Raw genomic sequence first — 12702 nt, 5'->3', positions numbered from 1 at the left:
TCCGGAACTGGAGAGGCGCTTTGAGCGCGGCTTTTTTTGTCAATTCGAGTCCATGCGGCTCTTGTGTTATAAATGCAGTCCATTTAAAGAGGCTGGGTGGTATAAAGATGCCAAAAACGATATTAGTTGTAGACGATGATGAAGAAATCGTGAAACTCATCACCAAGAGCTTAAGGTACGAGCAATTTGCCGTAATCACGGCAAGCTCCGGGAGAGAAGCCTTATCTGCAGTCGATGATCACCATATTGATTTCATTGTTCTGGATATAGTAATGCCTGATATGAATGGACTGGATGTCTGCAGAACTATCCGGTCCTCGTATAATGTTCCCATTCTGTTATTAAGTGCACGGGATCAGGATATTGATAAAATTGTCGGTCTTGAAATCGGCGCAGATGATTATATGACCAAACCTTTCAGTATTCAGGAGCTGGCCTCCAGGATAAAGGCTCATTTCCGGAAAGTGGACAGGCTGCATAAAGAGTGGGGCGAACTTAGTCCCGCTAAAGAAAAGGCCGATGCTCCGCTCATTTTGAATGATAAAACGTTTGAAGCCTTCCTGTACAGCCGGAAGCTCGACTTATCCGCGAAGGAATTTCAAATTTTGTCTATCCTTATGCGTCACCCCAATCAGGTATTGAGCCGTGAGCAGATCTATGAGAACGTCTGGGGAGACGAATACGGAGAAATAAATACCGTAACGGTTCATATCAAAAATATCCGCAAGAAACTGGGTCCTGAACATAACTTTATTAAAACCATTTGGGGCATAGGCTATAAATACACAGAAAGAGAGCAATAGGATGAAACTGAAAATAAAGCTTCCCCTATTATTCCTGCTGATGCTGCTAATTCTTATGTTTTCTATTGGTTTGTATTTAAAGTTTGTCTTTGCAGTATACTCTCCTATACGTACCACCTTGCTGGACTCAAGATATATAGCATTGCTGCTGCCCATATTCGCCATTGCTGGCTGCATATTTTTTATTCTGATCATCTATATTCATTTTCGCATAGAGAAGCCCATTCGGCGTCTGAATACCCGGCTGGGGGAAGTAAATGTGGTTCATCCCCTGCCTCCGCTGGCTTTGAAGCGTAAGGACGAGATCGGAGAACTTTATAAGCACTTCAATAAGATGGAGCATAGGCTTCAACTCGCCCACAGAGAACAAACCGATATGATTGCAGCTATCGCCCACGATTTGAAAACACCCCTGACCTCTATTAACGGTTTTACTGAACTGCTGGCTACACACAAGGATTTACCCGAAACTGAAAAGCAGGAATATTATGAATTGATTCAAAGGAAGTCAGAATATATGGTTGAACTCCTCAATGATTTCTCCAGCTTCACCAAAGAAAAACTGGAGCTCGAATCCATGATAGCTACACCTGTAAAAGCAACAGAATTATTTGAAGACATTGCTTTTGAATATGAGTACGAGCTGGCGGGACTTGACATCGAACTGACTTGCCGCCATTCTTTCACGGACAGTATATGGCTAACGGTCAATGAACCGATGATCCGCCGGGTGTTCGGCAATCTCTTTAGCAATGCTGTAAGATATGGAGGAAAAAATAAGCTGAAGGTGTATATGACCGGATACCTGCGGGAACATTATGCCTATTTCCAAATTGAGGATAACGGAATTGGAGTGCCGGATAAGGATATGTCTTCTCTGTTCCTTAAATTTTTCACGGTAGATCAATCGCGGCAGATCCAAAAGGGCGGACTGGGGCTGGGGCTGGCAAGCTGTAAATCTATTATTGAACATCACGGGGGCGAAATTGTTGCCTACTCCTCCGAATATGGCGGTTTGGGGATCAGATTCAGCCTTCCCCTGGCAGTACAACGCTGATTTTATTCACTTCTTCTTCAACTATGCTACAGGCTGTTGCCGGGTGTGAACCCGGGTAACAGCCTTTTTTTGTTTTTAAGTTTATAGTTTTTTATATTCTCTTTAGATATATTTATTTTTCTTTTAAAAAAGCTTCATGTTTGGATGTGAAAATAAGTTGTAGCAGAACACAACAATCACTGGAACTTGACAAGTAGGAGGTCTGACGAATGAGTATTTTATCAAAGAAAAGAATCGGCAGCACGCCCGCTATACAAATTGACGGAGTGCACAAAAAATTTGGCGACTATACCGTATTAAACAATCTTTCGCTGGAGGTCAGCCGGGGAGAGATCTTTGGATTCCTGGGATTGAATGGCGCCGGGAAGACAACGACCATCAAGATGCTTCTGTCGATGATCAAGCCAACTTCCGGCAAGCTCTATATGTTAGGCGAAAAGGTCGATGCCGGAAACTCTAAATTATGGAGCAAGGTCGGATATTTGGAGGAGGCAACTTTTTATCCTGATCTGACTGTAACGGAGAATCTTGACATCGCAAGACGCATGCAAGGGTTACCGGACAAAGATGCCGTACATCAGGTGATCTATAAGCTGGGGCTTGAGCCGCACAAAAAGAAAAAAGCAAAACATCTCTCATTAGGAAACAAACAGCGCCTGGGACTTGCGAAAGCGATGATTCACAATCCGGAAATTCTAATCTTGGACGAGCCGATCAATGGCCTTGATCCCGCAGGCGTGGCGGAGATACGGAATATGTTATATAATCTGGCGAACAATTTCGGCATAACTGTTTTTATATCCAGCCATCTGTTAGAGGAGCTCTCGAAGGTGTCTACACGGATTGGAATTATTCATAGCGGCCAGCTGGTTAAAGAAGTCGCAATGGATAAGCTGGAGCAGTCCTTAGAGAAAAGCCTGGTCGTGAACGGCCGGAACAAACCTGCCTTAAAGAAGGTGCTGGAAGAGCATGGCTATGCCTTTGAGGATACCCCGGACGGCTCTATTAAACTAACCAATGAACATGCGGCAGATCATCCTGAAAGGCTGGCCGAACTGCTCGTTCAAAGCAATCAGCCGCCAACGTCGCTCCGGGTGATTACAGAGGATCTGGAAGGATATTTTCTCCGCACCATCGGAGTCAACAGGGGGATTAAAAGATGAATATTCTATCTGTGTTACATTGTGAGATTCGCAAGATTATCCGCTCCAATGTGTTCTGGATCATGTTTTTGGTTTTAGGCTTCGGGCCCGTCATGATGGGCGTCGGAAATGTATTATCCAGTGACGCCGGCGGTGTACAGTGGGAAGCGTATTTAACCGGATTGCTGGATACGCTTGCCCCGCTGGGACTGATCGGATACACCTTTGTTGCGGCATGGGTATTCGGACGGGAATTTTCGGATAGAACCATCAAAGATTTACTGGCCAAGCCCATTTCCAGAGCGAAAATTGTATTGTCCAAATTCCTTGTCATTTTAGCATGGTGCCTGTTACTTTCCATCTATATGTTTGCCGTAGGTCTTGCCGCAGGAGCCCTTCTGGGCGCCCAAGGCGGGTCAGCCGCTTTAATTTGGAGCCTGTTCATTAAGTTCCTGATCACCTCGCTGTTGTACATTTTTGTGACCGCACCAAGCATTCTTTTGGCTAATGTGACCAAGGGCTACCTGGCACCCCTGGGGCTCATCCTGATCATCGTCATTCTTTCCAATGTGCTGGCCTCTTTTGGATTTGCACCCTATTTCCCATGGACCATCCCGTCGGTATTTCAAAGCACCGGTTCTCTACAGCTGAGCAGTATAGTCATTCTTGCGTATACGGGGATAATCGGAATCGCCGGAACCTTTGCCTGGTGGAGATTTGCCGAGCAGCAATAAAAGCGGCCGTAAACTTTATTTTTCCCCAGATTGGGGCGATCCATGGTAAGCCCATTTCCCCGGATCAGAAACGGGCCGCAAGCAGACCCAGGTATTCCTTAAGTGCTGTTCCGGTATTATTCATTGCACCTGGAGAAGGCGTGAACATGGCCGGATACAGGCCGCTTCCCCGGCTATCCGTGTAATCTGTTGGATAGGCAAGCGGTGCCAGTCCGTTATCCTTGAAAAAGGCCATCGCCCGGGGCATGTGAAAAGCCGAGGTAACCAGAATGGGGTGGCTGAGCCCCTTGCTGTTCATCATGGCTGCGGTATTGGCGGCATTCTGCTCGGTATTCAGCGACCGGTTCTCGGCCAGAATATCGCGCTCGGGAACACCAAGGCCAATCAGCTGCCGCTTGGCGATATCCGCTTCGTTGCCGCTGTCGGGAAAAACCTGGCCGCCGGAGAACAGGATCGGCAGTCCGGTCTGGCGGTACAGCCGCACCGCGGTCAGCAGCCGGTTGGCTGCTGAGCCGAACAGATTGCCTTCCCCGTCGATATCCGGGGTTCCGGAGCTGGCCCCGCCGCCCAATACGACGATTACATCGCCCTGCAGCAGCTCAGGCTTATCATACTGGCGCTCCAGTCCGCCCATCAGCAGGTTACTGATCCAGGGAGTCATGGAGAGATAGAGCAGGAGGGTGACGCCGAGCAGGGCCAGGGCCGGGCGGCGGCTGCGCCGCCACAGCCAGACCGTCAGCCCCAGCAGCAGGATAACGAAAAGGCCGGGGGGCAGCACGAAGCTGTACACAAATTTTATGAAATAGATCATCGGGTTCACCTCATTATGTATATATCTGGTTGTATTGTACCATGAGCAAAGGAGCGGGGCACAGAGGCTGCGGCGCCATACCGGATGATTTTCCGGAGAACACCGGTTGATTTTGTGACTCCAAGCACGTACTATTATGGTATTACTTGGGGCCGAAGGAGTGTAGTCTGTGCTTGAACTAGGTTTTGGCGATCCGGAGAAGCTGGTGGCAGTGGCGCATGCATTGTCGACCCGTTCCCGGGTCGATATTCTCCATTTGCTGAATTCGCAGAATTTGAACGTAATTGAAATCGCAGAGGCACTGAAGCTGCCTGTATCTACGGTGGCCAGCAATGTGAAGGTGCTGGAAGCGGCCCGGCTGATCAATACGGAGCTGCTGCCTGCTTCCCGCGGGGCGATGAAGGTATGCAGCCGCAATTACGATGATATACATATTTCCCTGAATGAGGAGAAGGCTGTGCGCAAGGGGGCTGTGAGTGTCTATGAAATTGAGGTGCCGATCGGCCATTACAGCGATTGCGAGGTATCGCCGACCTGCGGCATGGCTGATGCGGAAGCCATGCTGGTCCGCGAGGATGAACCGGCGGGCTTTTACCATCCTAAGCATGTAGGCGCGCAGATTATCTGGTTCCGCAAAGGATATATCGAATATTTGCTCCCGGTGGAAGTGCCGAAGGGCTCAAGAGTCGAATCGCTGGAGGTGTCGATGGAGATTTGCTCGGAAGCGCCTAATTACGACAATAACTGGCCGTCGGATATATCGGTATGGATCAACGGGGTCGAGATAGGCATGTGGACAAGCCCCGGTGATTTCGGGGGCAGACGGGGCAAGCTGAATCCGGCCTGGTGGTGGGATTCCTCTACACAATACGGGCTGCTCAAGACATGGAGGGTCGACAGGGACAAGACAACACTCGATATGGAAAAAGTATCGGATGTAAGCCTGAGCCAGCTTAATCTGACCCAAAGCCCGAAGATCCGGCTGCGCATTGGCGTGAATCCGGAATCTGTACATCAAGGCGGCGTCAATTTGTTCGGCCGGAGCTTCGGCGACTATCCCCAGGAAATTTTGATGAAGCTGAGCTTTACCAGTGACGAAGAAGATCAGAACCATTAGTACAGTTAATCTGTAACTAATGGTTTTTTTGAGTCTATTATTACTAAAATTCGATATGAAAGCGTTGACATATCGACTAAAACTCCTTATAATCGTCATTAGATACAAAATAAATGTAATAAAACAAATAAACTGTTTTGTATCCAGAACAGAATAAAGGGGAGACAGAAATGAAGAAAAGAAACACGGGTTTTCTGGCTTTAACCTTCATGCTCTCATTTTCACTGGTACTCGGCGCTTGCGGCAGCAATAACAATGCCGGAGGCGCAACAGGCGGCAACACAGGCAGCAGCCCCGCTCCTTCTGCGGACAACAGCACAGGGGGGAATACAGGAACTGAAGGCAGCGGTGAAGCCGTCAACCTATCATTCTGGACCTTGTTCGACGGCGGCGACGGGGACAACATGCAGAAGCTGGTTGATGAATTCAACAAAAGCCACCCTGACATCAAGGTGAAGAACACGAAGCTCGTCTGGGCGGAATACTACACCAAGCTGATTACCGCTGTGGGCAACGGCAACGGCCCGGATATCGGCATTTCCCACACCTCCCGGCTGCCGGATCTGATCAACCAGGGAGTTGTAACTGATCTGGACGCAGTGGCCGGAGAAGCAGGCGTCGACTGGACGACTTTTAATCAGAATCTGCTGGATGCAACGGTTGTGGACGGCAAACATTATGCCGTGCCGATTGATACCCATCCTTTTATTATGTACTACAACAAAAAACTGCTGAAGGAAGCGGGGCTGCTGGGCGATGACGGCAAACCGGTGCTTGAGCAGTCCGCAGACGGTTTCCTGGCCTTTTTGAAGACATTGAAGGAGAAGCTTCCGGCCAAAACGACCCCGTTTGCCCTTTCCAATTCCAATGATGATCCTTACCGCTTGTGGTGGGCGCTGTATTCACAGCTTGGCGGCAATGATCTGGTATCCGATGATCTGAAGAAAGCCGAAATCGACAAGGCGAAAGGCATCCAAGCGGCTGAATATATTCAGAAGCTGTTCACTGAAGGCTATATCAAGAAAAACGATCCTGACTTCTATAAAAACTTCCAGAGCGGCACTGCGGCGATCATGATGACCGGCGTTTGGGCCACCGGAACCTGGGAAGCTACGAAGGGGCTGGAGTTCGGAGCGATGCCGATTCCCAAGCTGTTCGGCCAGGAAGCGACCTGGGGCGATTCCCACACGATTATTTTGCCGCTGACCAAGTCCGAAGACCCTGCCAAACGAAAAGCCGCATTGATCTTTGCCGACTATATAGCTGAGAACGGGCAGATTTGGGCAAAAGCGGGCCATATTCCCTCCAAACCATCGGTTCTGGAGAAGCAGGAATACAAAGACATGCCTTACCGCAGCGATTATGCCGCTGTTGCCGGTACGGTGAAATTCAACAAACCGTCGACTAAGAACTGGCAGATCCGTGATAATGTCTCCTTCAAAATCCTCAATGAAGTATGGGCTAATAAAATGAAGCCGGCTGAAGCCATGGACAAAATGGAGGCAGGCGTGCAGAAAGAGCTGGATAAATAGCCATGCAGGCGGCAATGCACAGGCCTTATGGCGGTGATTCACCGGCCTGTGCGCCGTTTTGGGGAGAGGTGACCTGAATGAAGATAAAAAAATGGAGGGCGGATGCGCAGGCGCTGCTGTTCCTGCTTCCCTTTCTGATTGTATATGGCCTGTTCACCATCTGGCCGATGTTCAAAGGCGTGGAAATGACTTTTTACAAATGGACCCTGATCCGCAAAATGGACTTTCTCGGCTGGGACAACTACAGCAAGGTCCTGCAGGACCGGGAGGTATGGGAAGCGCTTGGACATTCGCTGATCTTTGTTGTGCTGACAACACCGACTATGCTTGTGCTGTCAATATCACTGGCGCTGATTGCCAACCGGAAGTCCATGCTGCAAAAGTTTTACCGCAGTATTTTCTTCATTCCCAGTGTGCTGTCCGTTGCGGTAGCTTCCTATTTGGGCTTGTTCGTATTCCAGCCGTATACCGGACTGGTGAATTCCGTGCTCCATTTAATTCATCTGCTTCCCGGGGGGACAGAAATATTTTGGCTGACGGAAACCCGTCTCGCCTGGATTGCCATTACACTGATCACCCTCTGGTGGACAGTAGGCTTCAACTTTATTCTGCATTTATCGGCGATTCAGGAAATTCCGGACGAAATTTACGAGGCGGCCCGCCTTGACGGAGCGGGGGACCGGCAGATGTTCTGGCGGATTACGCTTCCGTATCTGGCTCCGATTACGAAGACGATTACCATGCTGCAGATTATCGCTTCGTTCAAGGTGTTCATGCAGATTTATATTGTGACAGGCGGCGGACCGCTCGACTCGACCCGGCCGATTATTCAGCTGATCTATCAGACCGGCTTCAAGAGCAATGATCTGGGCTATGCGGCGACCATGTCCTATCTGCTGTTTGTGATTCTGCTGGTGCTGTCGGCGCTGCAATATTGGATGAATAACCGCAAAGGAGCGGAGCTGTAATGAAATGGGTCTACCGTTTGGTTTCATTATTTATGGCCGTGCTGTTCGCGGGGCCGCTGGTGTGGATGCTGTTCGTATCGGTCAAAGAAGAGGGCATGAAGATTATCACTGTAACGGACTGGTTCACCCCGCCCTATTCTTTTGCGGTGTACCAGGAAATCCTTAGCGGTACAAAGCTGACGAACTGGATCGGGAACAGCCTGCTGGTTGCTGTTTTTGTCACAGTGCTGACCGTCGCTGCTGCGGCATTGGCCGGGTTTGCTTTATCAAAAATTCCGTTCCGTTACCGCACGCTGATGTTTTTTGTGGTGCTGGCCGGGCTGCTGATTCCCGGTGAAGCAACGATTATTCCGCTGTACCAGGTAGCAAAGGATATGAACCTGCTGAATTCCTATCAGGGATTGATTATTCCGGCGCTGGCTTCCCCCGTTGCAGTTATTGTGCTGAAAAGCTTTTTTGACAGCATCCCGAACGACCTGCTGGAGAGTGTCCAGATCGACGGGGGCGGAAGCTGGCGGATCTTCACGCGCATCATGCTGCCGCTCTGCCGCCCGGCGCTGGCCTCTATGGCAATTTTGACCTTCATCGGTTCCTGGAATAATTTCCTCTGGCCGTTTTTGTCCATTACCGACGATAACCTGTTTACACTGCCGATGGGCATTCCGACCCTGATAAGCCAGTATTCTGAGGATTACGTCAAGCCGATGGTCGTCAACGCGATTGCTTCGATTCCGATTATTGTGCTGTTCGTTATTTTTGAACGCCAGATTGTCAAAGGGATCAGCATGTCGGGGATTAAAGGTTAATCATTTTGATGAAAACAAATTTTATTTAGTGAAGTGGAGAGGACAGGTATAAGTACCATGACGACAAAATCTTATATTCCCAATTACCCCAGACCACAGTTTGTACGCAACGAATGGCTTGACTTAGATGGCGAATGGAATTTCAGCTTTGATGATGCCAATAGCGGAGAGGCGGAGGCATGGTATGCCACATTCCCGGAAGCCCGGAAGATTACGGTTCCCTTCACTTATGAAACGGCCGCCAGCGGGATCGGCATTCCGGAATTTCATCCCAATGTCTGGTATGAGCGGACACTGGAGCTTCCGGCGGAGAACGCCGGAAAGCGGGCGATTCTGCATTTTCAGGGCGTGGATTACCGGGCAAAATGCTGGGTGAACGGCTCCTATGTCGGCCAGCATGAAGGAGGATATGCCGCCTTTTCTTTTGACATTACCCCGTTTGTGACGTTTGGTGCCGCCAACCGGATTGTGCTCAAAGCGGAGGACAGCATGGACCGCACCCAGCCCCGGGGCAAGCAGCGCTGGATCTCCGACAGTTTTGAATGCTTTTATGTACAGACGACCGGGATATGGAAATCCGTCTGGCTGGAATGCGTAAGCGAAACACGGATAGATTCCGTGAAAATGACGCCGGATGTCGACCGGCATATGATCCGCTTCGATTTCCGCATTGCAGGCCTTAGAGAAGGGCTGGAGCTTACACTTGATACGCTGATTTCCCTGAAAGGGCGGCAGGTGAAGCGGTTCAGCCTGGGCATTGACCGTGATCTGGTGAGCCTTGAGGTGGATGTGCTACATGAAGCTGCAGGGCCTTGGCTGCAATGCCTGTGGTCGCCGGAGGCACCCAATCTGTTTGACGTTGAATTCACGCTGCTTAGCGGTGAGGAGAGTGTAGACCACGTGAATTCTTATTTCGGAATGCGTAAAATCTCCATTGACAACGGCCAGATTCTGCTTAACAACAGGCCGTTATACCAGCGTCTGATTCTGGATCAGGGGTACTGGACCGACAGCCATTTGACGCCGCCGGATGAACAGGCACTGATTGACGACATTGATTGGATTGCGGAAATGGGCTACAACGGCCTGCGCAAGCACATGAAAATTGAGGATGCCCGTTTTCTGTATTGGTGCGATGTGAAGGGGATGCTGGTGTGGTCGGAAATGGCCGCTACCTATGAATTCAATGATCTTGCTGTCGAACGCTTCACCCGGGAGTGGCTGGAGGTTGTGCCGCAGCAGTATAATCATCCTTGCATCATCACCTGGGTTCCATTCAATGAATCGTGGGGCATTCCCGCTATTGCCAAGGATGTCAGACAGCAGAAATTCACGGAGGGCATCTATCATCTGACCAAAGCGATCGACCCTTACCGTCCTGTCGTGACGAACGACGGCTGGGAGCATACCGTTTCGGATATTTTGACCCTGCATGATTATGTAGAAGCCGGAGAACAATTTCTGGGCACCTATGCCGACCAAAATTCCATCGTTAATAACGGGGTTTCCTTCAATAACTATAAGTTTGCCTGGGCCGAAGGGTATGCCTACAAAGGGCAGCCGGTCATCATCAGTGAGTTCGGCGGCATTGCCTTCCAGACGGACAGCGGCTGGGGTTATGGAAATCAGGTGAAGACCGAGCAGGATTTCCTGGAGCGCTTCCAGGCAATTACTGCGGCGATCAAAGCGACGCCATACATCAGCGGCTACTGCTATACCCAGGTAAGCGATGTGCAGCAGGAAGTGAACGGACTTCTGACGGAGGACCGCAAACCCAAGGTTCCGCTCAGCAAGATCCGTGAGATTAATCTGGGATAGATTTAGGGGATTGTCCAAAATAAGACGGTTTCAATTCGTAAGTTGAATTGGAGCCGTCTTTTCTGTTTGCCGTGGAGTACAGCATTCTAAAAAAACCGCTATTCAACCTTAAAAAGCTTCATCCCTGCGCCGGGACTGGCATGTTACAGTATAGTAGGAATTCTCTAATCCGAATAAGACATAATGGTAAATCTTGCGCACCGTGTGCAGTAGACAAAGATGAGGCAAGGTCTGATATGATAGACCTGCGGGCAACAGGCAACAGCCTCCTTTTGAACAGATACTAGACAGACTTACGGAGGGATAGCGATGAACAGAAGCATCCGGGTGCTCCTGGCCGATGATGAACCGGTCATTCTGCGCGGACTGAAAAAGCTGATTTCCTGGGATACACTGGGTCTGGATATTGTCGGCGAAGCAAGGGACGGAATCGAGCTGAAGGCGATGATTGACACCTGCGCGCCTGATCTGGTCATCAGCGATATCAGCATGCCGGGCTTCAGCGGTATTGATATTATACGGGACATTCATGAGTCGGGACGTCCGGTCAAGGTTGTTTTTATAAGCGCTTATCAGGAGTTTTCATATGCCCGGCAGGCGATACAATACGGGGCACTGGACTATATTGTAAAACCTGTGAACACAGGCCAGCTGGAGCAGGTGGTGGGCCGGGCCGTGGCAATGATCCGCCAGGAGTCCGAAGAAGAACGCAACAAGGAAATGCTCAAATCGTATGAGCGCAAACATCATTCCATAACTGTAGAGGAACTCCTTGAACGCCTGACCGACGGCAACAAAGGAGCAGCGTCCACGCTGGCCCGGATGGGAAACATAGCAATTACCCGTTATGCCAGCGTATGTGTCCTGGAAACGGATGAATATACCGGCCAAACCTCCCGCTGGGAGGAGAGGGAACGCAAGCTGGTGGAATTTGCCCTGTCCAATATTATCAAAGAAACAGTGGAGACTGCGGGCAACGGCTATGTTTTCCGCAAAGGGGAGCGTTTCGCAGTATTGCTTCAGCATGAGCAGGAAACCGAACCGGAGCAGATAATGTTGGATCTCCATCACAAGATCAACAGTTACCTGAAGCTCCAGGTTTCGATTGGCATCGGGCGGCCGGTAAGCGGAATGGAGGAAGCCGGCGAATCCTACCGCAGCGCATTGAAAGCGCTCAAAACCCGCTATTTTACCGGGCTCAACCGGGTGTTGCGGGATCAGGCGGGTAATCAGGAGACAACTGTGGCGGTATCCGAATGGGCGGCGGCTCAAGCAGCACTTACAGAAGCGCTCAAGTCACTGGACAAGGAGCAGGTGCCTGTCCTGGCGGCCAGGCTGCTGGAAACGGTCCGGCTTCTGTCCGGAGACAGCAGGAACCAGGCGGTCACGCATGTGTACAATTCCATCCTTCAGCTGGAGCAGGAGCTTGCCGGTTTTGGCGTAGATGCCGGGCTGGTGGACCCGGAAGATCAGCCGCTGCTGGAAAAGCTGGCGGATGCCCCGACCTTTGACGCGTTGAAGCAGCTGTTTGAAGGCGTGCTGAAGCGGCTGGCCGGCCAGCTGACTTGTAAGCTGAACGGCAAGGAGATGCCCCAACTGCTGCAGGTGAAGGCTTTTGTCGAAGAGCATTATGCGGAGAATATTACCCTGGAGTCGATGGCTGCTCTGGTCTATATGAACCCCTACTATTTCAGCAGCTTTTTCAAGAAGCATACCGGACAGAATTTTAAAAACTATGTTACCGAAACGAGAATGGGGCATGCCCTGCGGCTGCTGCTGCAAAGCGATCTGATGATCTACGAGATTGCGGAACGCGTCGGCTACAATAATGCCCGCCATTTCAGCGATATGTTCAAGAAGCACTTCGGCAAGCTGCCCCATGAGTATAAACAAACGGTGAAGCATTAACAGCCA

The 12702-nt window shown here is 50.2% G+C and carries 11 protein-coding genes; 10 read left to right on the top strand and 1 reads right to left on the bottom strand.

Annotated elements, in window-relative coordinates; genetic code table 11:
• Positions 1–107 precede the first annotated feature (107 nt).
• From PRIO_RS19490 to PRIO_RS19475, 4 genes are all read left to right on the top strand, one after another.
• The gene (locus PRIO_RS19490; protein WP_020431668.1) at positions 108–803 is read left to right on the top strand and encodes a response regulator transcription factor; all 696 of its coding nucleotides are present in this window, start codon (positions 108–110) and stop codon (positions 801–803) included.
• Position 804: 1 nt separating this feature from the next.
• Entirely contained in the window at positions 805–1860 is a 1056-nt protein-coding gene (locus tag PRIO_RS19485; RefSeq protein ID WP_046504238.1) for a HAMP domain-containing sensor histidine kinase, read from the top strand.
• A 209-nt stretch (positions 1861–2069) separates the two neighbouring features.
• Positions 2070–3023: an ABC transporter ATP-binding protein gene (locus PRIO_RS19480; protein WP_020431670.1), complete on the top strand. Its 954-nt coding sequence runs from the start codon at positions 2070–2072 to the stop codon at positions 3021–3023.
• Positions 3020–3736: an ABC transporter permease gene (locus PRIO_RS19475; RefSeq protein WP_020431671.1), complete on the top strand. Its 717-nt coding sequence runs from the start codon at positions 3020–3022 to the stop codon at positions 3734–3736. Before PRIO_RS19480 ends, PRIO_RS19475 begins: the two co-directional genes overlap by 4 nt.
• A 64-nt stretch (positions 3737–3800) precedes the next feature.
• Here PRIO_RS19475 and PRIO_RS19470 read toward each other — a convergent pair whose 3' ends face one another.
• The gene (locus tag PRIO_RS19470; protein ID WP_046504234.1) at positions 3801–4547 is read right to left on the bottom strand and encodes a YdcF family protein; all 747 of its coding nucleotides are present in this window, start codon (positions 4545–4547) and stop codon (positions 3801–3803) included.
• A 169-nt stretch (positions 4548–4716) separates the two neighbouring features.
• Between PRIO_RS19470 and PRIO_RS19465 the strand changes: the two genes are divergently transcribed.
• The 6 genes from PRIO_RS19465 to PRIO_RS19440 all read left to right on the top strand — a co-directional run bounded on the left by PRIO_RS19465 (position 4717) and on the right by PRIO_RS19440 (position 12696).
• Positions 4717–5664: an ArsR/SmtB family transcription factor gene (locus PRIO_RS19465; RefSeq protein ID WP_046504231.1), complete on the top strand. Its 948-nt coding sequence runs from the start codon at positions 4717–4719 to the stop codon at positions 5662–5664.
• A 170-nt stretch (positions 5665–5834) separates the two neighbouring features.
• Positions 5835–7196, top strand: coding sequence for an ABC transporter substrate-binding protein (locus PRIO_RS19460; RefSeq protein WP_020431675.1), 1362 nt, complete (start codon positions 5835–5837; stop codon positions 7194–7196).
• 77 nt (positions 7197–7273) lie between these two features.
• On the top strand, positions 7274–8164 hold the full coding sequence (locus PRIO_RS19455) for a carbohydrate ABC transporter permease (RefSeq protein ID WP_020431676.1): 891 nt from the start codon (positions 7274–7276) through the stop codon (positions 8162–8164).
• Complete coding sequence (locus tag PRIO_RS19450) at positions 8164–8970, top strand: carbohydrate ABC transporter permease (protein WP_020431677.1); 807 nt, start codon at positions 8164–8166, stop codon at positions 8968–8970. Before PRIO_RS19455 ends, PRIO_RS19450 begins: the two co-directional genes overlap by 1 nt.
• Before the next feature lie 57 nt (positions 8971–9027).
• Positions 9028–10788 carry a glycoside hydrolase family 2 protein gene (locus PRIO_RS19445; protein ID WP_020431678.1) on the top strand — a complete coding sequence of 587 codons (1761 nt, stop codon included), beginning with the start codon at positions 9028–9030 and terminating at the stop codon, positions 10786–10788.
• A 309-nt stretch (positions 10789–11097) separates the two neighbouring features.
• Entirely contained in the window at positions 11098–12696 is a 1599-nt protein-coding gene (locus tag PRIO_RS19440) for a response regulator (protein ID WP_046504227.1), read from the top strand.
• Positions 12697–12702 lie beyond the last annotated feature (6 nt).

Source organism: Paenibacillus riograndensis SBR5, from assembly GCF_000981585.1.
GTDB lineage: Bacteria > Bacillota > Bacilli > Paenibacillales > Paenibacillaceae > Paenibacillus_AQ > Paenibacillus_AQ riograndensis.
This window is presented reverse-complemented; position numbering and strand designations above follow the sequence as displayed.